19 protein-coding genes are annotated in these 24,575 nt (G+C 35.3%); 7 read left to right on the top strand and 12 right to left on the bottom strand.

Features of this window, described 5'->3' with window-relative positions:
• Window positions 1-159 precede the first annotated feature (159 nt).
• The gene (gene alaS, locus OLM57_RS00720; protein WP_264565327.1) at window positions 160-2,790 is read left to right on the top strand and encodes an alanine--tRNA ligase; all 2,631 of its coding nucleotides are present in this window, start codon (window positions 160-162) and stop codon (window positions 2,788-2,790) included.
• Window positions 2,791-2,912: 122 nt separating this feature from the next.
• Entirely contained in the window at window positions 2,913-3,752 is an 840-nt protein-coding gene (locus tag OLM57_RS00715) for a hypothetical protein (protein WP_264565326.1), read from the top strand.
• 57 nt (window positions 3,753-3,809) lie between these two features.
• Here the strand turns inward: OLM57_RS00715 and OLM57_RS00710 are convergent, their stop codons facing one another.
• Together OLM57_RS00710 and OLM57_RS00705 are read right to left on the bottom strand one after the other, a co-directional pair.
• On the bottom strand, window positions 3,810-4,460 hold the full coding sequence (locus OLM57_RS00710; protein WP_264565325.1) for a hypothetical protein: 651 nt from the start codon (window positions 4,458-4,460) through the stop codon (window positions 3,810-3,812).
• Between the two features lies 1 nt (window position 4,461).
• On the bottom strand, window positions 4,462-5,313 hold the full coding sequence (locus OLM57_RS00705; RefSeq protein WP_264565324.1) for a hypothetical protein: 852 nt from the start codon (window positions 5,311-5,313) through the stop codon (window positions 4,462-4,464).
• Window positions 5,314-5,528: 215 nt separating this feature from the next.
• Here OLM57_RS00705 and OLM57_RS00700 point away from each other — a divergent pair, with 215 nt between their 5' ends.
• From OLM57_RS00700 to OLM57_RS00685, 4 genes are all read left to right on the top strand, one after another.
• Complete coding sequence (locus OLM57_RS00700) at window positions 5,529-6,485, top strand: GSCFA domain-containing protein (protein ID WP_264565323.1); 957 nt, start codon at window positions 5,529-5,531, stop codon at window positions 6,483-6,485.
• Between the two features lie 2 nt (window positions 6,486-6,487).
• Window positions 6,488-7,108, top strand: a complete 621-nt coding sequence (locus OLM57_RS00695; RefSeq protein WP_264565322.1) for a DUF4230 domain-containing protein — start codon at window positions 6,488-6,490, stop codon at window positions 7,106-7,108.
• A 204-nt stretch (window positions 7,109-7,312) separates the two neighbouring features.
• Window positions 7,313-12,376, top strand: coding sequence for a translocation/assembly module TamB domain-containing protein (locus OLM57_RS00690; RefSeq protein ID WP_264565321.1), 5,064 nt, complete (start codon window positions 7,313-7,315; stop codon window positions 12,374-12,376).
• Window positions 12,366-14,660 (top strand): BamA/TamA family outer membrane protein, encoded by a 2,295-nt coding sequence (locus tag OLM57_RS00685; RefSeq protein WP_264565320.1) that lies wholly within the window; start codon window positions 12,366-12,368, stop codon window positions 14,658-14,660. The genes OLM57_RS00690 and OLM57_RS00685 overlap by 11 nt, the downstream gene beginning before the upstream one ends.
• 60 nt (window positions 14,661-14,720) lie before the next feature.
• Here OLM57_RS00685 and OLM57_RS00680 read toward each other — a convergent pair whose 3' ends face one another.
• From OLM57_RS00680 to OLM57_RS00635, 10 genes are all read right to left on the bottom strand, one after another.
• Window positions 14,721-16,484 (bottom strand): aromatic amino acid hydroxylase, encoded by a 1,764-nt coding sequence (locus OLM57_RS00680; protein WP_264565319.1) that lies wholly within the window; start codon window positions 16,482-16,484, stop codon window positions 14,721-14,723.
• 168 nt (window positions 16,485-16,652) lie between these two features.
• A complete protein-coding gene (locus tag OLM57_RS00675; RefSeq protein WP_264565318.1) occupies window positions 16,653-17,642 on the bottom strand; it encodes a TIGR01212 family radical SAM protein in 990 nt (329 codons plus the stop codon).
• 165 nt (window positions 17,643-17,807) lie between these two features.
• Window positions 17,808-18,815: a GTP 3',8-cyclase MoaA gene (moaA, locus tag OLM57_RS00670; protein WP_264565317.1), complete on the bottom strand. Its 1,008-nt coding sequence runs from the start codon at window positions 18,813-18,815 to the stop codon at window positions 17,808-17,810.
• Entirely contained in the window at window positions 18,805-19,719 is a 915-nt protein-coding gene (gene moaCB, locus OLM57_RS00665) for a bifunctional molybdenum cofactor biosynthesis protein MoaC/MoaB (RefSeq protein ID WP_264565316.1), read from the bottom strand. Before moaCB ends, moaA begins: the two co-directional genes overlap by 11 nt.
• A gap of 61 nt (window positions 19,720-19,780) precedes the next feature.
• Window positions 19,781-20,254 (bottom strand): molybdenum cofactor biosynthesis protein MoaE, encoded by a 474-nt coding sequence (locus OLM57_RS00660; protein ID WP_264565315.1) that lies wholly within the window; start codon window positions 20,252-20,254, stop codon window positions 19,781-19,783.
• A 43-nt stretch (window positions 20,255-20,297) separates the two neighbouring features.
• Complete coding sequence (locus OLM57_RS00655; RefSeq protein WP_264565314.1) at window positions 20,298-21,353, bottom strand: HesA/MoeB/ThiF family protein; 1,056 nt, start codon at window positions 21,351-21,353, stop codon at window positions 20,298-20,300.
• A 62-nt stretch (window positions 21,354-21,415) separates the two neighbouring features.
• Window positions 21,416-21,658 (bottom strand): MoaD/ThiS family protein, encoded by a 243-nt coding sequence (locus OLM57_RS00650; protein ID WP_264565313.1) that lies wholly within the window; start codon window positions 21,656-21,658, stop codon window positions 21,416-21,418.
• Window positions 21,655-22,224, bottom strand: coding sequence for a molybdenum cofactor guanylyltransferase (locus OLM57_RS00645; protein WP_264565312.1), 570 nt, complete (start codon window positions 22,222-22,224; stop codon window positions 21,655-21,657). Before OLM57_RS00645 ends, OLM57_RS00650 begins: the two co-directional genes overlap by 4 nt.
• A gap of 51 nt (window positions 22,225-22,275) precedes the next feature.
• Window positions 22,276-23,025, bottom strand: a complete 750-nt coding sequence (locus tag OLM57_RS00640; RefSeq protein WP_264565311.1) for a sulfite exporter TauE/SafE family protein — start codon at window positions 23,023-23,025, stop codon at window positions 22,276-22,278.
• Window positions 23,022-23,351, bottom strand: a complete 330-nt coding sequence (locus OLM57_RS00635) for a winged helix-turn-helix domain-containing protein (protein ID WP_264565310.1) — start codon at window positions 23,349-23,351, stop codon at window positions 23,022-23,024. Before OLM57_RS00635 ends, OLM57_RS00640 begins: the two co-directional genes overlap by 4 nt.
• Window positions 23,352-23,672: 321 nt before the next feature.
• Here OLM57_RS00635 and OLM57_RS00630 point away from each other — a divergent pair, with 321 nt between their 5' ends.
• On the top strand, window positions 23,673-24,482 hold the full coding sequence (locus OLM57_RS00630; RefSeq protein WP_264565309.1) for a DUF5995 family protein: 810 nt from the start codon (window positions 23,673-23,675) through the stop codon (window positions 24,480-24,482).
• Window positions 24,483-24,575 lie beyond the last annotated feature (93 nt).

Here is a 24,575-nt window from a genome sequence, read left to right as displayed (position 1 = left end):
TAGCGCGTATAGCCCGACAGCATTAGAGAAAGGAGCCGAATATACGGTTGCTTAATTTGGCTCCTTTTTCTAATGGTGGCACGCCCAAAGGATGATTAAAATAAGGTTTAGATAAAATAATAAATAATAATTCAACAAATTACTGAATATACAGCAAAAATGAAATCACAAGACGTACGTAAACAATTTTTAGATTTTTTTGAAAGTAAAGGGCATTTAATTGTTCCATCTGCACCTATTGTTCTTAAGGATGATCCAACCTTGATGTTTAACAACTCGGGAATGGCGCAGTTTAAAGAGTATTTTTTGGGCCTTGGAACGCCAAAAAGCAAGAGAATTGCCGATACACAAAAATGTCTTCGTGTTTCCGGAAAGCATAATGACCTGGAGGAAGTGGGGATTGATACCTATCACCACACGATGTTTGAAATGTTGGGGAACTGGTCTTTTGGCGATTATTTCAAGAAAGAGGCGATTCACTGGGCATGGGAATTATTGACTGAGGTGTATAAAATTCCGAAAGACATTCTGTATGTTTCTGTTTTTGAAGGGAATCCTGATGAGAATGTGCCTTTTGATCAAGAAGCTTGGGATATTTGGAAAACGTTGATAGATGAAGACCGAATTATTCTTGGAAACAAGAAAGATAATTTCTGGGAAATGGGTGACCAGGGACCTTGCGGACCTTGTTCTGAAATTCACGTTGATATTCGTTCTGCTGAAGAAAAAGCTTTGGTTTCAGGAAAATCTTTGGTGAATAACGATCATCCGCACGTGGTGGAGATTTGGAACAATGTATTTATGGAGTTCAATCGTAAAGCCGATGGTTCTTTAGAAAAATTGCCTGCTCAACACGTGGATACGGGAATGGGATTTGAGCGTCTTTGTATGGTTTTGCAAGGGGTTCAATCAAATTATGATGCCGATATTTTTACACCGCTAATCAGAGAAATTGAAACGATTACCGGTACTAAATATACCATTAAAGCGAAAGACGAAGCTGAAGAAAAAGTAAATATCGCGATTCGTGTAATTGCAGATCACGTGCGTGCAGTTGCTTTTGCCATTGCCGATGGTCAGTTGCCATCGAACACGGGCGCTGGTTATGTAATTCGTAGAATTTTGCGTCGTGCGATTCGTTACGGTTTTACTTTCCTAGATACCAAAGAGCCTTTTATATATAGATTAGTTGACACTTTAAGTGCTCAAATGGGAGGTTCATTTCCTGAAATTCGCTCTCAAAAAGCCTTGTGTTCGAATGTGATTCGGGAGGAAGAAAGTTCTTTCTTGAGAACATTGGATCAAGGATTGGTGTTGTTGGATGCTGTGATTAATACCAATTCCGGAACTGTAATTGATGGTAAAAAAGCATTTGAATTGTATGACACTTATGGTTTTCCAATTGATTTAACTGCTTTGATTCTGTCTGAAAAAGGATTGGAATTGGACGAAAAAGGATTTCAGGAACAATTGCAATTGCAAAAGGAGCGTTCTCGTGCGGCTTCTAAAGTTACCGCAGGAGACTGGAATGTTTTGGTTGAAGACGACGTTCAGGAATTTGTGGGTTATGACCGATTGAAACACAATGTTAAAATCACTAAATACCGAAGAGTAGACAGTGTGAAAGACGGTGAAATTTATCAGTTGGTCTTCAATTCTACACCTTTTTATGGTGAAAGTGGGGGACAAACAGGGGATAAAGGATATCTGGAAGCCCAAAACGGAGACATTATCTATATTATTGATACCAAAAAAGAAAATAATCAAACGATACACCTTACTAAATCGTTGCCTAATAATTTGACAGATAGTTTTACTGCTATTGTGGATGAAAATCAAAGAGCAAAAACTTCTTCGAATCATACGGCAACGCACTTGTTGCACCAAGGATTGCGAAAAGTGTTGGGTACTCATATTGAGCAAAAAGGATCGATGGTGCGTTCGGCTTCATTACGATTTGACTTTTCTCATTTTTCTAAAGTTACCGATGATGAAATTAAAGAAGTGGAGGATTTTGTAAATGCCAGAATTCGCGAAAGCTTACCTTTGATTGAAAAAAGAGCAATTCCAAAAGACCAGGCAATTGAAGAAGGCGCTATTGCTTTGTTTGGAGAGAAATACGGTGATTTGGTTCGAATGATAAAATATGGTGATTCGGTAGAGTTATGTGGCGGAACGCACGTTCCAAACACAAGTGATATTTGGCATTTTAAAATTGTATCCGAAGGTGCAGTTGCGGCTGGAATCCGACGTATAGAAGCTATTACCAGCGATGCAGCCAAAGATTTCTTTGAGTCCCAGTTGCTTTCATTTTATGAGATCAAAGAAGTGTTGAAGAACGCTGTTGATCCAGTAAAAGCGATTCAAACACTTCAAGACGAAAATACTTCTTTGAAAAAACAATTGGAAGTTTTATTGAAAGATAAAGCCAAAAATATGAAAGGCGAATTGGCTCAGGAATTGCAAGAGATCAACGGAATTCAGTTCCTAGCCAAACAAGTTGATTTGAGTCCGGAAGGTGCCAAAGACTTGGCTTATGAATTGGGAACTTTGGGCACGAATATATTCTTGGTTTTGGCAACTGCCGAAGCAGGAAAACCGACGTTGTCTTGTTATATTTCTAAAGAATTGGTGGCTGACAAAAAATTAAACGCAGGTCAAGTTGTTCGTGAATTAGGAAAATACATTCAAGGAGGAGGAGGAGGACAACCGTTCTTCGCAACCGCCGGAGGGAAAAATGCTGATGGAATTGCTGAGGCTTTGGCTAAGGCAGTTGAGTTTGTGAAGTAAAAAAACTTGTTTTAAAGTAATTAACCCTTTTAGAGTTTCGAACTCTAAAAGGGTTATTTTTTTATTCTTATTTGTATTAAAAAATTATGTTTATTTGTAAGTAAAATAAATATTATTTAATTATGAAAAAAATCATATTGGTATTAAATATACTATTGTTTGCTTTTTGTTCTTGTTCGAGTGACAATAATGAAGACGAAAAAGGAGATGTTATAAATTCGACATTGTTGAAAAGAAAAGAGGTGTATTCAACTGATGGAAAAAAAATATTAACATTTATATACGTTTATGATGGTAATAAAATTGTTAGTGAAGAAGTTAAAAAAAATGACATTTCTATGGGTGTAGATGTAGGTTATAATTACAAAACCGAGTATACATATACAGGCAATTTAATTACTAATATAAAAGTAATGAATATTTTTTCGACTCCTTATAAATTGCTTGTAAATACAGATTATGTTTATGATAATAAAGAGAATTTAATATCATCTATTAAGACAAATGAATTTGGAAAAATTAAGATTTTATATGATAAAAAAAGTGATAAAATAATTTCTTGTAAAATTTATAATATTGCGATAAATGATAATACGGAGTCTCTTTTGATGGAATCGAATTTGTTTTTTGATATTAATGACAATCTTATTAAATCAGAATCATTGGATTCCAAAATAATATTTGCAAGTTATGAGTATAATACTAGTTTTAATTCTAAAAAGAATGTAGTAGGATTAAATAAATTTTTATTTTTTGATTTTCCTCCAAATTTCGCTTCAAATACTACAGGCTTCCATTTAGAAAGATTTAATAATGTTATAAAAGCTAATCAGAACACTAATTTGCCAGCTAAGTATGAATATGTTTTGAATGAAGAAGGATTTCCAGTGGAAAGTACACTTTATTATGACAATTATGGAGTTTTTATAAAAGACCTTACAACTAAATATTTTTATGAATAATTCTTTATAAAACCCCAAATACTCTATTTTCAAAATGGAGTATTTGGGGTTTTATATTTAAAACTTAAACCAAGCATAAGGCTCATTAATAAAATTCAATGCTCTTGGTAAACCATCCCCTGGTATAACTTTCAATTCTGGTTGAAGTGATGGGTTCGATGGATATTTTTTCCCGTCGAACTTTACAATTCTGTTTTTCCCACCACTTGGTATAAATAAGTTTTTCCAGCCCAAAGATTTTTCAGTATCAATCACAATGGGATAATCGGCAACCGTAAATCTGGAAATGACTGCGCCTTGATTGTCCAAAATATATTGGGTACAACCACCTGAACCGCAAAAGTAAGAACCTGTTAATCCCACGAGAATTTCTTTTTTACCATCATCATTTAAATCATATTCAAAGAAAATGAATCTTTTGCTATAATCGTCAATGCTGTTTTTCGATAGGTCCTCTTTAAAGATATTTTGTAAAGTCAGTCGAACGGTATTGGCTGTTTTTAAATTAGAGGAGTTGATTCCGAACTGTCCAGCGGGAATGGTATCCGTAGGATCAGGATCAATAATGCTATCTTTAGAAATATTTGTAACTGTATCTTTATTTATTGTAGTTGTATCAGTACTGTTCTGATTTTTGGTTATCTCTTTTTTGCATGAAATAAAGGCAAATGTTGAGATAAATGTGAATGTTAAGATGTACTTTTTCATTTTATTTTTTTACATAAATTGGACTTCTTTTTAATAAATATGTAACGGTGTCCATCCAACTGTCTTTGATTTTTAGCATTGGTTTTCGGGATTGCGTGTATATTTTGGAGTTGTTTTTATACATATCAAAATACACATGGTAATCAAAGATTAATTGGGTATTGGTATTGGCAATAGTTGCTTCATTTCCTTTTATCTTATTGTTGTTGACTTTTGCATTTTGAGTGGTATAAGCTGCTGAGGTTTGTTTTTCAGTAACTGTATAGGACACTTTTGATGCAATAATATTGTCTACTCCAAGAATTTTATGAAGTTCTTCTATTGGAGTTTCATCTATATTTTTATAATCTATACCTGCTTTTTTCAATAGACTATTAGTGATTCTTAAGTCCTGAACTGTTAATGGCAATATATTGGAGGATTTGTCCTGCAGTTTATTGTAGATGTCATTTTGGGCAAATTTCGCCATTTCTTCCGAATTGGTTAAGTTTTCAGAATTTACAAAAGGTACAGGTAATACGGCTATTGTATTTATTTTGAAAGTTGCATCTTGTGTTTCAGAAGACACAATTGTTGAACTTGAGCCAGCACCCAATGTGTTTTTAGCTGCTGCAAAAGTTTGTGATCTGCCATTTGCAAAATCTATTCTTGCAATTTTTGATACATCAATTTCAATTGTCATTGTTTCATTTGGCAACGAATAATCTACAGTCTTGTCAGACATTTTCGTGACTGTACATTCAATTATTTGATAATCTTTGGTGATGATTTTGTCAAGTTTCTTTACTTGGGCTGTGATGGAAGTTGATAATACAACCAAAAACAAAATGGTAAGTGTTTTTTTTAGTTTCATTTTTTTTAGTTTAGGTTATTTTTAATTTATGTATCTAGCTTTTATTAAAATATTATTTTTCTTACTTGTAATTAATTTAAAGTTAAACAAAATGCTGATTTTGAGTAAATTGTGTCTTTTAATTCAAATATAAATAATTAAATAATTGTATTAAAAAAATTACATCTATATTCTGTATTTTTTATTTTGTATTTTTGAAATATTAAAAACATATAATGAATTTTACGACCAAAATCGAAATCCCGAAAAATCCCAATCCAATAAACTACAATTCTAAAATAGTCTCTTTGGGCTCTTGTTTTGCTGAAAATATGGGAGGCAAATTCCAGTATTTTAAATTTCAAAGTGCGACCAATCCATTCGGGATTATTTTTAATCCGGTCTCTATCGAGAGAATTATGTATAGAGTAGTTAATGATACTTTATTTACTGAAGATGATATCTTTTTCTTTAACGAACGTTGGCATTGTTTTGAGGTGCATTCGGATTTAAGTCATTCAAATAAAGAGGAATTGCTAAAAAATCTAAATCAAATTCTGAGAGAAACAAAAAAGCAATTACATGTGGCAACCCATATCATTATTACCTACGGAACGTCCTGGGTGTACCGGAATATTGAGAAAGATGCGATAGTAGCCAATTGCCATAAAGTCCCTCAAAAGCAGTTTGCCAAAGAATTACTTTCTGCAACAGTTATTCAGGAAAATATAGAAAATACAATACATTTAATTCAGTCCATAAATCCCAATTGCAATTTCATATTTACTGTTTCACCAGTGCGTCACCTCAAAGATGGTTTTGTCGAAAATCAGGTCAGTAAAGCACATTTGATTACTGCTGTTTATGATACAGTGAGATCTGAATACTCAATACTGAACACTGAGCACTTTCCAAGTTACGAAATCATGATAGACGAACTTCGCGATTATCGTTTTTATGCCGAAGATATGGTTCATCCAAGTCAAGTGGCGATTGATTATATTTGGGAACGATTCAAGGAAACTGCCATTTCAGAAACTGCTTATGAAGCAATGGAAATTGTAGAAAGCATTCAAAAAAGTTTGCAACATCGTCCTTTTAATCCAGATTCAGAGAGTCATAAAAAATTCGAATCCAAATTGAAGGAAAAAATCACTAAATTAGTATCGCAATATTCATTTATGAAATTTTAATTATGCTAAAGAGAATTATAGTTGGTGCAGTAGTAGTAGTGGTCATCATTTTGGCATTCAAATATTGTGAGTTCAAGAAAGGGGACGATTCATCATTAGAATACAATACCAATTTGATTCAACAACAAATCGTTAATGTAGGTAAATTGGTGGTTACCGAGGGGCATTTTTCTGAGGTGGTAACTTATAGGAACCAACAGAAATACCTGCTTGATATGCTTAAGTTTGAAAAAAAAGCACTAGTAATTGTCAATGCCGATGTTACTGTTTCTTATGATTTGCACCAAATGAAATATGATATTGATGAGAAAAACAAAACCATAACGATTCTAAGTATTCCAAAAGAAGAAATAAAAATAAGCCCAGACATCAAGTTTTATGATGTTGAACAAAGTCAGATGAACGAATTTACAGGCGATGATTACAATAAAATAAACAAATCGGTAAAAGCAAATTTGGCAAAGAAAATCGAAAAATCTTCGTTGAAATCAAATGCCCAGAATCGTTTGATTAGTGAACTTTCCAAGATTTTAATCCTTACGAACACCATGGGTTGGAAATTGCAATACGATGGTAAAGTGATTGAAAATGAAAAGGATTTTGCTACAAAAGTAAAACTTTAAAACTTTTTTAGCTTTATAAAGAGTAACTCAATTGTTATACTTCAACCTAATAATTTAGACAATCATACAATAATTTTAAAACATATTATAGGAATTGTATAACTTAAACAATTATGGTTATTGCATATTTGTAGATTCAAAAATTCCTAATAAATACTCTGAATAGTCCAAATTCAAACGCATTTATTTACAAAGATTTTTTATATGAACCCAAAACTAAATTCTTTTGTAAAAAAAACAAAGCGTATTATGCTTTGGTGCGCTGTTACAATTTTGGTTTTTTTGCTCTTAATTATTGTTTTGATTCAAGTTCCGGCTGTTCAGAATTTTACTAAGGATAAGGTACTCACTTATCTGAATGATAAGCTTAAAACTAAAAGTTCTCTTGATCGAATTGCGATTAGTTTCCCGAAAACGATTGTACTCGAAGGGTTTTATTTTGAAGACCAACATAAGGATACTTTATTGAGTGGAAAACGTTTGGCCATTGATATTGATCTATTTAAAATCATCAATCACAAAATAGAAATAAACTCGATTGAACTGGAAAACGCAACTGCAAATATTTCAAGGAACAAGAACGCTGTATTTAATTTCGATTATATTATCAAAGCATTTGCTTCAAACGCGCCCGCAGATCCTAGCAGCAAACCATATATTGTATCGGTTGTTGATGTGGATTTAAAAAACATCAAGTTTAGTTTTCAAGACGATTTATCAAAAAATGACATTCGTCTGAAGTTGGATAATTTCAGCACAAAATTCAAGAAATTTGATTTGGATAAAATGGATTTCAATATTCCATACATTAATTTGAACGGATTGAATGTAGTTTTAAATCAGGATTTGGTCGAAAAAATTGCCGAAGTTTCTGTTAAAACCGTTGATACAATTGCCAAAAGAAGTGATTTTAATTTGGAATTAAAGAAAATCACCTTGTCTAAAATCAAGGTTTTATACGACAATAAAGATTCTAAAATGAATTCAGGACTCACTTTGGGCAGTCTGAAACTTTTGGTAAATGATTTAGATATAAAAAATCAAATGCTCGATTTTGAAAAATTTGAAGTTAAGAATCTAAAAGGAAATCTGCTTCTTGGCAAAAAAGACAAACAACTAAAAACACCTAATTTAGACACAACAGCCATTTCAAAAAATGGTTGGAAAATGAAACTGAAATCAATCGATTTGCAAAACATTGCTTTCCAATTTGATGATATGCAATCTCCTGCAATTGCAAATGGAATGGATTACAGTCATCTTGATTGGAATGGTTTGAATGCCAAAGCAGAAAATATTTATTTTGCAAATGAGACTGTTTCGGGGCGTGTGAACTCTTTAGCTCTAAACGAGAAAAGCGGTCTCAAAATTCAGCAACTCAGAACTCAGTTTTTTTATGGTCCAAAGCAAGCGTATCTGACTGATTTGTATGTAAGAACACCTCAAACTGAGTTGAAAGACAAATTAAAGGTGAACTATCAATCAATTGATGGTATTTCAAAAAACATAGGGGATATGTTGGTTGATGCTAATTTGAGTCAGTCGAAAATTGGCTTTAAGGATATTTTGCTTTTTGCTCCACAATTGCATAAAATGAATCCTTTTCAATCGAATCCCAATGCTATTTTGTACATCAATTCCCGAGTAAACGGGAAAGTTAAAGATTTGAATATTCCCTATTTTCAAATGCAGGGAATTGGCAACACAAAAGTTTCTGTCTCTGGAAAAATAAAAGGGCTTCCCAATTACGAAAAAGCTTTTTTTGATTTGGATATAAAAAACATAACTTCTTCTTCCCGAGACATAATTTCTTTTGTTCCTAAAGGATCACTTCCCAAAACGATTCGGCTTCCGGAACAATTTAATGCTAGTGGAAAATTCAAAGGTTCCATCGATAATTTTAAAACCAAATTGGCATTAAACAGCAGTTATGGCAAAGCCAATGTGGACGCATTGTTTGATAATAGAATTAAAAACAGTGAAAAATATGATGCAACGATTGCTTTTATGGATTTTAATCTTGGCCGATTAATTATGAATGATTCCTTGGGAAAAATTACGCTAAATGCAAAAGTTAAAGGCCAAGGACTGAATCCTAAAACAGCAAATGCTCAGCTCGTAGCCATTGTAAAAAAAGCAGATTTCAATAAATATACGTACTCTAACATGGCTTTGAAAGGGGCGATTGCCAAAGGAAATTTTGATATAAAAGCCGACAGTAAAGATCCAAATCTAAAATTCAAATTGGATGCAAATGGTGGTTTCAAAGATAAATACCCAGCTGTAAAATTGAATCTGAATCTTGATATCGCCGATTTGGAAAAACTGAATCTTCATGCAGGCCCGATGAAACTTAGAGGAAACGTTGTCGCAGATATTGCCAACAGTAATCCCGATTATTTGAACGGCGAAATCGTGGCTTCAAATGTTCAAATTTTACAGAATACAGAACCGATTGTTATGGATAAGGTTAAAATTATTGCTTTTTCAGACAATCAAAAAAATAATATTAAAATCAGTTCGCAATTTATTCAAGCCGAAATTGACGGTAAATACAAATTGACCACACTTTCGGATGCGATAAAAAATTCGTTGTCAAAATATATAAATATTCAGTCTGAGAAATACAAAAATAGTTCTGAGAAACAACAATTTACCTTTACTGTGGCTGTTCAAAATGACCCTGTTTTATATAAATTGATTCCGAAGTTGACCGCACTGGAACCCATAAATATTTCCGGAAAATACAATAGCGTAGGTGATACGTTGGAAATTAAAGGAGCCATTCCGAAAATTATTTATGCCAATACTACCATGTCGGACGGTAAGATAAATATTGAAACGAAGGATAATGCTTTAGAGTATCAGACTTCTGTAGCAACGATTGAAGGCGGACAATTTAAAATTCCGTTTACGAGTTTATCGGGAAAAGCAGAAAACAATATTCTTTCGTATGCTTTGCAGGTAAAAGACAAAGACAAAAAAGATCAATATTTTATTGCAGGCGAATTGCGTCACGAGTATTCAAAAAATGTAATTAAGCTGAATGCGGAAAGCTTGGTTTTGAATTATGATAGATGGAATATAAACCCGGATAATTCAATTGAATTTGGAGATAAAAGACTTTATGTCAATAAATTTTATTTGGATCATTCCGGAAATGAACTTAAGATTCAATCGCAAGGCGATCAAAACAATGCTCCGCTTCATGTTGATTTTGTGAATTTCAAAATAGAGACGATTTTGAATATGATAAAGAAAGATGAATTGGAAATGCAAGGTTTGATAAATGGATCTGCCGTAGTCGAAAACGTCATGACGAATCCCATTTTTACTTCCGATTTGACGATTGATAAGTTTGTCTTTGGAGGTGAAGCTATTGGAAATATCAGTTTAAAAGTAGATAACAAAACGGCAAATATTCTTTCGGCAAATATGATGCTATCTGGGGAAGGAAATGATCTGGCTCTTTTGGGGACATATAGAATTGACAACGATAATTTTGATTTGAATTTAGATGTAAATCAATTAAACATCAAAAGCATTCAAGGGTTTTCGTTTGGAAATATAACCGATGGAAAAGGATCCTTGTCTGGACAATTTAAAATTACCGGAAATACTTTGGAACCAAAAGTAAATGGAGAATTGTTATTTAAAGACGCTGGTTTCCGAATCACAAAACTCAATTCCTTCTTTACTGTAAATGATGAAAAAGTATCTCTGAGAAATGAAGAAATTAATTTTGACCATTTCTCCATTTTTGATGAAAATAAAAATGAACTGGCTGTAAACGGAAAAATGATCACCAAAAACTTTAGGGATTTCAATTTCGATTTAATCGTTACGGCAGATGATTTCAGGGCGATTCATTCTAAAGTAACCGATAATGATCTGTTTTACGGCGATTTATTTTTGGATACCAAACTAAAAATAGGAGGAACTCTTGACAGTCCTGTCGTTAAGGGAAATGTCGAGATTAATGAAGAAACAAAGTTTACGGTTGTTATGCCTCAGTCGGATCCTTCTATTATTGACAGGGAAGGAATTGTCGAGTTTGTAGATGAAGATAATCTGTATTTAAAACAAACGGTTGAATTACAGAAAGAACTGAATCAATCTAAATTAATAGGAATGGATGTGTCGGTTGCTATTACTATAAATAAGGAAGCTGCTTTTACTTTGGTGATTGATAAAGGAAATGGTGATTATTTGAATTTAAAAGGCGAAGCCGAACTTACCGCTGGAATTGACCCTTCCGGGAAAACTACACTAACGGGTAAGTACGAGTTTAGTGGTGGTGCTTACGAAATGAATTTCAATATGATCAGACGGAAATTCGAGATTCAAAAAGGCAGTTATATTATTTGGAACGGTGAACCAACAATGGCAACTGTGAATATTACGGCGATTTATAAAGTCAATACAGCACCGTTGGATTTGCTTAGTGATCAACTTGGAGCATTAAGTCCTGCTGTTAGAAATACCTACAAACAAAAAATCCCATTTCAGACTTTATTGAAGATGAATGGGGAATTACTAAAACCTGAAATAACATTTGACATCATTTTGCCTGATGGGAATTATAATGTTTCATCAGATATTGTGACTGCATCACAAACAAAGTTAGAACAGCTGAGACAAGATCCATCGGAATTAAATAAACAAGTATTTGCATTACTGTTGCTAAATCGATTCGTAGGCGAGAATCCTTTTTCTAGCGAAAGCGGCAGCACAAGTGCCGAATATCTTGCCCGACAAAGTGCGAGTAAAATACTTTCGCAACAACTAAATGATTTGGCAGGAGATTTAATTGCAGGAGTTCAGTTGGAATTTGATGTGGAATCGACCGAAGACTATTCTACAGGCACAAAAGAAACTAGAACCGATTTGAATGTAGGGATTTCAAAAAAATTGTTGAACGATAGGTTGAAAGTTACCGTAGGAAGCAGTTTCGGGGTTGAAGGAGCAGAACGCGCCAATGAAGATGCGTCGAATATTGCCGGGGATGCTTCGATAGAATATCAACTGAGTAAAGATGGCAGGTATATGATTCGGGCCTACAGAAAAAACGAATACCAAGTTGCGATTCAAGGCGAAATTGTGGAAACAGGCGTTGTCTTTATAATCACGATGGAGTATAACAAATTCAAAGAGCTTTTTAAACGGAGTGCCAAGGAAATTGAGATTACGAAAAAGGAGCAAATCCGTAAAGAAAAAAAGAAATTGGAGAAAGAGAAACAAAAGTCTAAGGTGTCGTATGAAAACTAACTATTCAAAATATCTTTTACTTCTATGCTCATTCTTTATTCTAGGATGCAGTAACATTAAGTATTTGCCCGACGGTGACTTGCTGTATACTGGAGGTTCCGTAAAAGTGGAGGATTCAATTATAAAAAGAAAAGACAGAAAAGCGCTAGAAACAGAATTGGAAAATCTTTTACGTCCCAAACCTAATAAACAAATATTGGGGCTAAGACCAAAATTATTAATTTATAATTTGGCAGGAAAACCCACAAAAGACAAAGGTTTGCAGTATTGGTTAAGTACTAAAGTAGGGGAACCACCCGTTTTATTCAGCCAAGTAGATTTAGAATATAATGCAGCTGTACTAAGAAATTATACCGAAAACAGAGGGTATTTTAAAACTAAAGTTCAGTCAGATTCTACTAGACATGGAAAAAAAGCCACAGCAGAATATACTGTTTGGCCTTCGAAACAATATAAAATTAAAACTGTTACTTTTCCTGATGACTCTACAGCTTTGGGAAAAGCTATTAGCAGAACCCAAAAAAGAAGTCTTTTGATTCCAGGAAATCCTTATGATTTGGAAGTCATTAAATCAGAACGGGATCGTATTGATGCCAGATTAAAAGAAAAAGGATATTATTTTTTTAATCCCGATTATATTTTGGCTCAGGTTGATAGTTCAAAGGGAAATCAGGAGGTGAATATAAGACTAAAAATAAAAGAAGAAACACCCACCAAAGCGAGGAAACCGTATAGCATAAATGATATTATTGTATATCCTAATTATTCTATTCTAACGGATAGTATCGCCTATAAAAAGGAAGATGTTGTTCAATACAAAGATTTTACCATTATTGATTCTGCCAAAACCTTTAATCCTAGAGTATTTGACCGTACTTTATATTTTAAAAAAGGGGATTTGTACAACAGAAAAAATCATAACCTTTCCTTGAATCGATTCGTGAGTTTAGGAACTTTTAAGTTTGTAAAAAATGAATTCAAAGTAGACGATTCAATTCCAGATGCATTAAATGCCTATTATTATTTGACCATGTTGCCCGAAAAATTTCTTCGATTTGAAGTGGGTGCCAGTACCAATTCGGCAGGTTATACGGGTACCGATTTGAAAGTGAATTGGAATCATAGAAACACTTTTGGAGGAGCTGAATTGTTTACACTTTCCTTATTTGGTGGTGCCGATTTTCAACTTTCGGGGAAGAATGGGGGGAACGATATTTATACTTTTGGTGGGGAAGCAAGTTTGATTTGGCCTCGTTTAATCGCGCCTTTCAAATGGCAAAATTCGAGCGAATTCGTTCCAAAAACCAAAGTGCTTCTCCGATATGAACGACAAAGTAAGGCTCAGCTTTATACATTGAATTCTTTCAAAACCTCTTTTGTTTATTTATGGAAAGAAAGTGCCAAAGCAGAACATGAATTGAAAGTAATCGAAATTAATTATGTAAGTCCTCAAAATGTAACAGCTGAATATCAGCAAGAAATTTTGGCAAATCCATCTTTAGGAAAAGTAATCGAAAAGCAATTGATTTTTGGACCTGCCTATTCGTATACTTTTACCAACACCATGCAAAAAAGGAAGAAAAACACTTTCTATTTCAATGGTGAATTGGATTTGGCTGGAAATATTACGGGACTGATTATGGGAGCCAATGCAAAAAAAGGAGATACCATCAAGTTTTTTGACGTCCCTTTCAGCCAATATGTAAAAGTCAAAGGAGATTTTAGACATTATTTAAAGCTCGGAGAAAATAGTAAATTGGCGACCCGACTTATTGCTGGAGTAGGATATGCTTATGGAAACAATACCGAAATGCCATCCTCCAGACAGTTTGTTATTGGGGGAGCCAATAGTATTCGAGCCTTTAGATCGCAATCGGTTGGGCCGGGAAGTTATAAAGATATTAATCCAAACCCAGCTTTTTTACCCGATCAAACGGGGGATATAAAACTGGAATTCAATACTGAGTACAGAACCAAATTATTTAGTATTGTAAATGGGGCACTGTTTTTAGATGCGGGAAATATTTGGCTTTTGAATGAAAATCCAGAAGAGTCTGGCGGACAAATATCCAAAGATTTTATGAAGCAAATTGCCGTTGGAGTAGGAGCAGGACTCCGTTTTGATTTTTCTTTTTTAATCCTACGAACTGATCTTGCTTTTCCCATCAGGCAGCCTTACCTAGTTAACGGAAGCAATTGGGTGTTTGATGCAGTCGATTTCGGGAGCGGTGCTTGGAGGAAAGAAAATCTAGTACTTAGTATTGCTATTGGTTATCCTTTTTAATGTCGTTTTTTACTCAAAAAAACACGAATTACAATTGCTTATAATTCGTGTTTAAAAATTTTAATGTGTCGTTTCTTCATTCTCAAAAATCAACTCCAAGCCATTCGAAATCAATTTTCCGATTTCAGGTCGTTGTTTTTTAAGATTTTCCAAATGCAAAAGGACTTCTTGCATCAAATTGGTTTCGTTTCGTGTGTTTAAAATCTCAATCAATTCCACAGAAAGCAACCAGTCATTTGGATGGGCATTTTGCAGTTTTTCAAAAATCGGTTCCAATGAAGTCGTCATATCATTCGATTCTCGAATACTTCTTACGGTTTGGTACAATATTTCCAAGTCATCTCTTTCGGCAGTTTGTTTGGCTTTAATGGTTTTGCTCGAAGGCACATGCAAAATTAAATCAAAACTGTTTACATCGGCAGGACCCGAAAAAGCCGAAACCAATTTTTTCCCCACAGCCATATCATAATTTCCCCATTCTGGTTGAAATAGAATAGTGTCTCCGTGTGTGACTGTACAGTTTTTAAAACAAATTAGAATAATTTCACCATGCAGATTTCTCTTTCCGGTAATGATTTCTCCAACGACTTTTATATCACCTTCAAATTCCAAAGAAGCAGTTTGTCCTTCATAAACGCCGTATGCTTTCAAGTCTCGCGGACTCATATCTTCAATAGCCAGATTGATACCTTTGAGTTTGCCTATCGGGCTGCCAAAACCTTCCGGATGTGTCGCGGTGCCATGTCCAACCAATTCTTTTTCGCGGTACGATAAAGCTGTTTTTCCTGTAGTTTGAAAGTAGATTGGTTTTCCATCCTCTTCAATAACATTGGTAAACACGCCCGAAATCTGTAAACCGGTACTCAATTCAATGGTTCCCAATGCTTTCGAATGGATTAGTTTTTTAATCCCTGACAATCCACCTGTGCGCAAGGCCATAGTATTGGCAAACTCTTCCAGAATTAAACTCAAATAAGCAAAATCGGGAGTAACATACAGTTGAGGTTGTAATTTGGTAATGTCAAAACTTTGATTGACTGCCGAAAAACCATAAGGTATTTTCTTCACATTATCGGTCATGCACCAAGCGCTTTCGCCAATAGAGGACAATAATCCGGCGCCGTATATTTTTGGGTTTTCCACAGTTCCTATCAAACCGTATTCCACGGTCCACCAGTGCAGGTTGCGAATTTGCGCCATTTCAGACAAGTCGCCCATATTGTTTTGCAGGTCTTCTACAGCTTTTTCGGCAGCTTCAATTTCGGCTTTTGGTGTACCTTCCGCTTCTTTCAAAATCGAAAGCAAACGTATGGCCTCATACATTTCGTAATCTTTATGCGAAGAAATCGCTTTGCAACCTATTTCGCCAAATCGACGCAGGTATTCTGCATATTCCGGATTTGCAATAATAGGCGCGTGACCGGCACCTTCGTGAATAATATCGGGAGCGGGAGTGTATTCAATATGTTCGAGTTGACGAATGTCTGATGCAATAACCAAAACATTATACGCCTGAAATTCCATAAAAGCATTTGGTGGAATAAAACCATCAACCGCTACGGCAGCCCAACCAATCTCACTTAAGATGCGGTTCATTCCGTACATACTTGGAATATTGTCCACCTCAATTCCCGTTTTTTTCAATCCTTCCAGATACGAACTATGGGCGACTTTAGAGAGATAATTTACGTTTTTGCGCATCACATAACGCCAAACCGCTTGGTTAATAGGAGTGTAATCGCTATAATCCTGTGGTTTGATAAACTGTTTTAAATGTTTGGGCAAGCGGTCTAATAACGGATTGCTTTTTATTTTTGTGTTCATAACGAAAACGATATAGTTTTTATGCAAAAGTACAATTTTCAGAGGCGAATTGTACCTTTTTGAGTCAAGATTTTATCGCATGTAAGTTATTGAAATCAATTTATACTTTTTTAAAAAATTATCTAAGATTGTTTTTATTTAAAAAATGAGCCAAAAACAAAGAGACCTTTAAACGTTTATAGTGTTGTATTTTGATCCTTGAATGATTCCTCTACTTTCGATTGTGGAGTCGATATAATGTTGGATTTGGGTTTTTTTGAGTCCCCAATTTGGTGCGATGAGTAGATCCCAATCGGAGATTCCGAAGAGGCGTTGGATAACGATATCCGGTCGCAGTAGCGGGATTAGGTCGCAAAGCAAATCAGTATACTCTTCTAAAGTGAAGAGAGGGAATGGATTTCGCTTGTAGTGTACGCCCATAATCGAGCCTTCTACGATGTGTAAATGATGGAATTTGACGAATTTTATTTGGGGGAAACGGTTGATTTCGGCAATGTAGTTGAGCATCATCTCGCGGGTTTCCCAAGGGAATCCGAATACGGTGTGAACGCACAAATCGATGGGACTGTCTTTTAATAATTCCACCGCTGTGATGAACTCGGCGTGCGTACAGCCTCGGTTGATTTTTTCTAAGGTTTCGTCATAAATGGACTCCATTCCCATTTCGAGATCGACATCAAATCGGTTGCAATAGCTTTCGAGCAAATCCACTTTTTCGGTATCAATGCAATCGGGACGAGTCCCTACCGAAAAGCCAACAACCTCATCGGGATTGAAAGACAGGGCTCGGTCATAGATTTCTTTTAGATAATCGACGCTGGCATAAGTGTTAGTGTTGGGTTGAAAATAGACTATGAATTGGTCTGCTTTGTATGATTTTTTGGCGCGCTCCATACCTTGCAACAACTGCTCCTCGATGGTAGGCGCTTTTCTGGAAATATCGGGCGTGAAAGAATCGGTATTGCAATAGGTACAACCGCCGTAGCCTTTTAATCCGTCTCGATTGGGACAGCTAAAATTTCCATCGACAATTACTTTGAAAACTTTTTTTCCGTTGTATTTTTCACGGAGATGGGTCCCGTAATTGTTGTACCCTTTCTTACTGGATTCTTTTTCTGCCTTCATCATGCAAAGATATTCACTATTGTATAGTTCCAACAATGACTTTTATCAGGGATTTAATAATGAACTGTTGCTGAAGAGAAGTTGTTTTCGCAAAGTTTCACAAAGGATACACAAAGGACCGCAAAGGTTTAGCAAAAATACTCTTAGCGCACCTCTGTGTTTTTTTAGCGAGTCTTCGTGAAATGATTTTCTCTTACTTTAGCCCCCAATTTTAATCATGCTTCTGTTTTGGGAAAAAAGCAACGGATTTTGAAATTTAGCATCATCGTCCATTCCGCCGCGCATGGCGTGTTTGGATTTTATGTTTTGGAAGATGAGTGGTTCTATGGATTCTCCTGCCCGCAAAGTATCGAGCAAAGATGTTTCGGAATTGGAGAACAAACAGTTTTTCAGTTTTCCATCTGCGGTTAATCGAATGCGATTGCAAGTACTACAAAACGGATTGGTCACCGAACTGATTACAGAAAAACTGCCTTGATAGCCTATAATTTTGTGGTTTTTGGAAGTGTCATTTGGTTTGTCTTGGGTACGTTCTACCTTTTGTTCGGTATAAAAAGCATTGACTTGTGATAGGATTTCGGCATAACTCACCAGTTTTTCTTTGTTCCATTGATTGCCGTCAAAAGGCATAAATTCTATAAACCGTATTTGAATGTTTCGGTCTTTGGTCATCTCTATAAAATCAATAATTTCGTTATCATTAAAGCCTTTAATCACAACGACATTCAGTTTTGCCTGAAACCCATTATCTTCTAATAAATCCAGATTTTCAATTACTTTTTCAAAATAATTGCGGCGTGTAATTTGGTTGAATTTGTCTTTTTTTAAACTGTCAATACTCATGTTCAAAGTAGTGACTCCCGCCTCTTTGAACGTGTCAATAAATTCGTGAACCAGAATTCCATTGGTAGTTAATGTCAATTCGACACCTAGTTTGCCTAATTGTTCAATAATGGTTTTGGCATCTTTTCGTACCAGTGGCTCGCCACCAGTCAATCGAATTTTGGTCACGCCGAGCTTTACGAAAGTCTTGGCGATGGTAACAATTTCGTCTGCAGTCATTAGATGTGCTCTTGGCGTAAGCGCAATCCCCTCGGCTGGCATACAATAGGTACATCTCAAATTACAATGTTCTGTAATCGAAATGCGGAGGTAATTGTGCGACCTGCCGTGGTTGTCCTGCATTGGATTGCTGTTATTTTTCATGGTTGAAACCATTTAATATTTTGAATAAATGCAATATGGAGGGAAAAACCGCATCCATAGATTCGCTGGCACCCGCTGTAGAACCTGGCAAAGCCATAATCAACGTATTCCCTTTGAAACCCACCACAGATCTAGACAACATTGCATAAGGCGTTCTGTCCTGTCCATAAGAGCGAATGGCTTCTTCAATTCCGGGAATGCGTCGGTCAAGTAATGGGATGATCGCTTCGGGAGTGACATCACGATTGGACAAACCTGTTCCGCCTGTGAGGATAACTAAATCTTTATTGGCTAAACACAATTTATTTATGGTTTCCTGAATATCAAGAACCTCATCTGGAATGACTGAATAACTCGAAACGCTCAAACCAAGATTCTTGATTTTGTCTGAGATTACTTTTCCAGCTCGATCCTCTTTTTTTCCGCTGGAAACACTGTCCGAACAAACGATTACCGCTACCGATAAATCAAGATCTTCTTTAACTCCATAATCGGATTTTCCTCCTTTTTTGTGGAGTAGTTTGATAGTCGAAATTTCAACTTGTTTGTCGATGGGTTTTAGCATATCATACATTGTCAAGGCTACAATTGAAGCTCCGTGCATGGCTTCGACCTCAACGCCTGTTCTGTAAATCGCTTTAACGGTTACCTTTATTAACACTGAATCTTCGAGCATTTCATACTCAATTCCAGTGAATTCAATAGGCATAGGATGACAATCTGGTATCGAGGTTGAAGTGTTTTTTACAGCAAACAAACCTGCTGTTCTGGACACTTCCAATACATCGCCTTTCGGAACTGTTTTGTTCAAAATGGCTTGCATGGTTGCTGGCGAACCTACTTTTACAATGGCCTGGGCAGTTGCGGTGCGTTGTGTGATTATTTTATGGGTGATATCTACCATAGGGATTTTAGATTTCAGATTAACTGATTTTAGATTTTAGATTTGCTCCTATTAAGACAATCTACATAACTCCCCCTTTGGGGGTTGGGGGGATATTTACTTTCCAAGTATACGATTCGTCTTCAAAAATTTCTTTTCCAAAAACGGCTGTCTTTTCTTTTATTTCTTCAACCAAAAATTCTAAAGCTTCGTACACCACTTTTCGTCTTGGTGCCGAAACAAAAACAAACAAACATATTTCGCCTGTTTTTACAGTTCCCAAACTGTGGTAAATATGCAAACAAGACAATTCATATTTGGCAAAAGCCGATTCCCTAATTTCGTAGAACGTTTGCTCTGCCATTTCTTCATAGGCTGTATATTCAATGGCTGCGACCGTTTTTCCTTCAATCACATCGGCACGAACCTGACCCAAGAAAATATTATGTGCGCCAATCGAAGTTTTACTTTGGTGTTTGGCAATCGAATTTCCAATAAATTCGGATGTTATCTGCCCCTGAATAAAGGAACTTTTTTTGGGTTTATCTGTTGACATGAATAGTGTATTTTTTAATTTTTTTAAATTGATATTGTCATTGCTATTGAATTTGATTTTTCAAAGATTCGATTCCTTTCCCCAAATGAAAAACGCCGACAAATCCTGATTTTATCAAATAATTCAAAGCCATTTGACTGCGTTGTCCCGTTTGGCAAAACAAAACTATTTCCTGATTTTTATCCAATTTCTTGCTATACTCTTCTAATGCACCCAAAGGAATCCGAACAACATTCATTCCTTTAAAATCTGGAGTTTCTTCCAATTCCCGAACGTCAATAATGACGATTCCTGACTGATTGCATTTTTCAAAAAAAGATTCTGGGCTTAAATCGGTTTCTGTTTTTTTACTGTTTAAAACTTGTGTTCCATTTATGATTCCTTTCTCAATCATTTTTGGATTTTTGGAGAAATTGATGGTTTGCGTTTGAAAATGTAGAGCATCATAAATCAATAATTTCCCTGACAATACTGTCCCGATTTCCAAAATTATCTTAAGTACTTCGGTAGCTTGAAACGTTCCCAAAGTATTAGGCAAAATGCCCAAAACTCCAGATTCAACACAATTGGGAATCGTATTTAACCCTTCCTGCTCTGGAAACAGACAGCGATAACTTGGTCCATTTTTATAATTAAATACCGAAACCTGTCCTTCAAACTTATGAATGGATGCATACACCATCGGAATTCTTTTGGCCGCAGAAACATCATTAATTAAATAACGAACTGGAATAGCATCTGTGCAATCAACAATTATTTGGTATTCGTTAATAATACGTTTTGCATTTTTAGCAGTGAAAAACCCTGAAAAAGCAGTTACATTAATCTCAGGATTGAGTTCCAAAATCGCTCTCTTGGCTATTCCGGCTTTGCTGTTGCCACAGTCTTTTAAGGTATACAATAATTGTCTATGCAAGTTGGTTTCATCTACCACATCTCCGTCTACAATTCCGATGGTTCCAACTCCTGCAGCAGCCAAATTTTGCAAAACAGGACAGCCCAAACCACCCGCACCAATTACCAAGACACGAGCGTCCTGCAATTTTTGCTGGCCCGTTTCTCCTATTTCTGGAAGAATCATTTGTCTGGAATATCTCATAGTGTTTAAAGTTTAAAAGTTTAAAGTTAAACGGGTTTTAACCATTAAACTTTAAACAAATTTCACCCTCCCGCAAACGGTGGCAAAAAAGCAATTATATCTTGGTCTTTTATGGTGGTTTGCAAACTACTTATTGCTTGATTGACAGCAATGGTGTAATTAGTATTTTGAATACTTTGGTAACTACTCTCTATTTTTGATTTTAATGCTGAAACCGAAATAGTCTCTTCCTCGAAAGCAAATTGCTCCTCTTTCAATTGTGTAATATCCGCTAGTAGGCCAAAATATTTTAGCGTTATCGTCATTTTATTAAATTTTGATATTCTTCTGGTGTGTTTATATTTTGAATCTGGTTATCCCATTTTTCAGGTATTTCAAGAGTTTGATGCTTGACATCTTCAATCACTTTTCGCAATTTCAACTGGTTTCCAGCCATATGTTCTCCAAAGACAATTCGCATCGAGCGGTCGTACGCACCAATTAATGGATTCGTTTTATCGCCACTTTTGGTTTGTGTAACCATATCCGTTTCATCGTGATTTTCTAAAACCCATTGCAACAATTCAGTTGACACCAATGGCACATCAACACTCAAAACCAAATTTACTTTGGTTTTAGATGTTGCCAAAGCCGTATAAAGTCCGCCAACCGGTCCCTTATTTTCTATAATATCTTCCACTCTGGTAAAACCGAGAACATCATATTCTTTGTTGTCCGAAACAATTAAAATATTTGACCCAACAATGGGTTGCAAAGCATCACAAATATGTTTGATGAATGTTTTTTCATTTAAAACCAATAATCCTTTGTCGGTTCCCATGCGCTGGCTTTTTCCACCGGCCAGCAGTATTGCTGTTATTTTGTTTTCCATAGTTATTTTTTAATTAGTTATGCCAATTTTACTCCTCTTTGCGTTTGGTGGTTATGCCGTTGTATATAATTTAAAAATCGCAATCCCAATGACTACTGATAATATGATTCGCAATCTTTTTGAATTGAATTTTGCACTTCCATAATAAGCGCCTAATAATCCTCCTATAAAAACCAACCCGATTAACACTCCAGATGAAGCAGGTAATGTTCCGCCTTGTAAGACAAAACCAAAAAGTCCTGAAATTGAATTGACCAAGATAAACAATGCCGATACGGCCGCAGTTTGTTTCATGTTGGCCCAACCCATCAGCAACAGAACGGGGCTCAAAATGATTCCTCCGCCAATGCCCAACAATCCCGATAGAAAACCTATGAGGGCTCCAAAAGCCAATGCCATCGGAATGTTTATCACTTTTAAATTTTCTTTTTCTTTACCAAAAACACCCAATAATCGTAAAACGGCAAAAACCAAAACGGTAGCCAGAATTATTTTGTAATAAAAAGCGTCTATTTTTAAATAGCCTCCAATAAACGAAAACGGAATTGAGGTCAAAGCAAAAGGATAAAACAGATTGAATTTAAAGTTTTTTTCTCTGTAATAGAAATAAAATGAAAGTCCCGAAACCAAAATATTCAAGATCAAAGCGGTTGGTTTCATAAACGTTATTGGAAAAGCAAAAGCGCTCATCAAGGCGAGATAACCACTTGCGCCCCCATGACCTACACTGGCATACAAAAAAGCTACAATTGGAAACAACAACAATAGCAAAGGCATCTCTAATAAATGTTCTACGCTCATAAAGAATGTTTTTTAAGTTCCAAATCCAAGAATTTCCAGCAGGCGATATTAATTTTTTCAAAAGAGTCGATTAGGGATTTACCATAGGGAGTGATAACAGTTCCTCCACCTTTATTGCCTCCCACTTGGGTTGCAATTAATGGCTCTTTGGAAGCTTTGTTCGAAGCATCAATCAATTTCCACGCTTTCTGATACGAAATATTCATTTCCTTTGCCGCTTTATTGAGCGAACCTGTGGACTCAATCAACTTTAACAACTGAATTCGCCCTTCACTAATGAGGACCCCTTCATCGGTTTCAATCCAAATTTTACTCTTGATTTTCATACGAAGTTAATATTTGTTTTTTATCGGAATATGGAATCGCCATTCTTCATCGTGTTTGTATTCTTGAATCAGAGCGATTTCAATGTCTGTTGTTTTCGTTATACTTTCACAAATATAACGAAATGATTATTTCCTAAAAATAAAAAATAGCTCAACCATGTCTTTTTTGTTATAAAAAAATAAAAATCCAAGCTTTCACTCGCTTTTAGTATTAAATACAAAAAAATAGCAAGACAATTACTTCAAAAAAAATACTCTTTAAAAAATTAAAATAATTATATTCGCTCTTCCATTTTTAACCATTACCAACTCTAAATGAATATGAAACAAGCCACAACCATAGATGAAGTCATTCAGTTTTTGGATGAAATAATTGAAACGTCAAAACTGGAACAATGTGCTATAGGTTTGTTTAGTACTTTATATAGAGAAGTGACATTGCAAATAAAACATGGTATCGAAACGGGTTTATTTCAAAATCCAGAACGAATGGAAAAACTCGATGTTATTTTTGCCAATAGGTATTTAAAAGCTTATTACCAGTTTAAAGCTAAAGAAAAATGCTCAGAATGCTGGGAATTTTCGTTTACGAAAGGAGAAGAATATTGGCCAATTGTAGTACAACATTTACTACTAGGAATCAATGCACATATCAATTTAGATTTAGGAATTGCCTGCGCACAAGTCAGTACTCCTGAAAGCATTTTTGATTTACATTCTGACTATAATAAAATCAATGAAATTTTAAGCAATCTAGTCGAAGGAGTTGAAAAATGTCTGGTTGAAATTTGGCCAACACTCACGTATATATTGAAATTATCTGGCAAAATAGACAATTTCTTTATTGATTTTAGTATGAAAACCGCTAGAGATGGTGCATGGAAATACGCTACTGAATTTGTCCTTCTTCCAGAAAATCAAAGAGATGCCTCCATACAAGAAAGGGACATCAAGATTACCAAAATAGCTCGATTAGTTTCGAATCCGGGTTATTTTGTAAGTAGCATTTTCAAGCTTATTCGATTATTTGAGAAAGGAACTGTGGCTCAAAAAATTATAGATTTAAGCAAAGTAGGATATAACCCAGTAAGTAAAACCGTTGTGACTCCTGAATGTGTCGTACAAAATTAAGACATAAAAAAATCCTTATCAGATTTAACCGCTAAACACAAAGAAAAACCGCATTGTTCGCTAATCTTTGCGTTCATAGCGCTTGCTTTGCGA

This window comes from Flavobacterium sp. N3904 (genome assembly GCF_025947305.1).
Lineage (GTDB): Bacteria > Bacteroidota > Bacteroidia > Flavobacteriales > Flavobacteriaceae > Flavobacterium.
This window is presented reverse-complemented; position numbering and strand designations above follow the sequence as displayed.

Excerpts from the sequence above, each read along its gene's own strand:
- OLM57_RS00680 (WP_264565319.1), bottom strand. The coding sequence starts at position 16,484 with ATGAACACAAAAATAAAAAGCAATCCGTTATTAGACCGCTTGCCCAAA.
- moaA (WP_264565317.1), bottom strand. The coding sequence starts at position 18,815 with ATGAAAAATAACAGCAATCCAATGCAGGACAACCACGGCAGGTCGCAC.
- OLM57_RS00715 (WP_264565326.1), top strand. The coding sequence starts at position 2,913 with ATGAAAAAAATCATATTGGTATTAAATATACTATTGTTTGCTTTTTGT.
- OLM57_RS00710 (WP_264565325.1), bottom strand. The coding sequence starts at position 4,460 with ATGAAAAAGTACATCTTAACATTCACATTTATCTCAACATTTGCCTTT.
- OLM57_RS00660 (WP_264565315.1), bottom strand. The coding sequence starts at position 20,254 with ATGTCAACAGATAAACCCAAAAAAAGTTCCTTTATTCAGGGGCAGATA.
- OLM57_RS00640 (WP_264565311.1), bottom strand. The coding sequence starts at position 23,025 with ATGAGCGTAGAACATTTATTAGAGATGCCTTTGCTATTGTTGTTGTTT.
- OLM57_RS00645 (WP_264565312.1), bottom strand. The coding sequence starts at position 22,224 with ATGGAAAACAAAATAACAGCAATACTGCTGGCCGGTGGAAAAAGCCAG.
- OLM57_RS00650 (WP_264565313.1), bottom strand. The coding sequence starts at position 21,658 with ATGACGATAACGCTAAAATATTTTGGCCTACTAGCGGATATTACACAA.
- OLM57_RS00685 (WP_264565320.1), top strand. The coding sequence starts at position 12,366 with ATGAAAACTAACTATTCAAAATATCTTTTACTTCTATGCTCATTCTTT.
- alaS (WP_264565327.1), top strand. The coding sequence starts at position 160 with ATGAAATCACAAGACGTACGTAAACAATTTTTAGATTTTTTTGAAAGT.
- OLM57_RS00690 (WP_264565321.1), top strand. The coding sequence starts at position 7,313 with ATGAACCCAAAACTAAATTCTTTTGTAAAAAAAACAAAGCGTATTATG.
- moaCB (WP_264565316.1), bottom strand. The coding sequence starts at position 19,719 with ATGGTAGATATCACCCATAAAATAATCACACAACGCACCGCAACTGCC.
- OLM57_RS00655 (WP_264565314.1), bottom strand. The coding sequence starts at position 21,353 with ATGAGATATTCCAGACAAATGATTCTTCCAGAAATAGGAGAAACGGGC.
- OLM57_RS00705 (WP_264565324.1), bottom strand. The coding sequence starts at position 5,313 with ATGAAACTAAAAAAAACACTTACCATTTTGTTTTTGGTTGTATTATCA.
- OLM57_RS00700 (WP_264565323.1), top strand. The coding sequence starts at position 5,529 with ATGAATTTTACGACCAAAATCGAAATCCCGAAAAATCCCAATCCAATA.
- OLM57_RS00630 (WP_264565309.1), top strand. The coding sequence starts at position 23,673 with ATGAAACAAGCCACAACCATAGATGAAGTCATTCAGTTTTTGGATGAA.
- OLM57_RS00635 (WP_264565310.1), bottom strand. The coding sequence starts at position 23,351 with ATGAAAATCAAGAGTAAAATTTGGATTGAAACCGATGAAGGGGTCCTC.
- OLM57_RS00695 (WP_264565322.1), top strand. The coding sequence starts at position 6,488 with ATGCTAAAGAGAATTATAGTTGGTGCAGTAGTAGTAGTGGTCATCATT.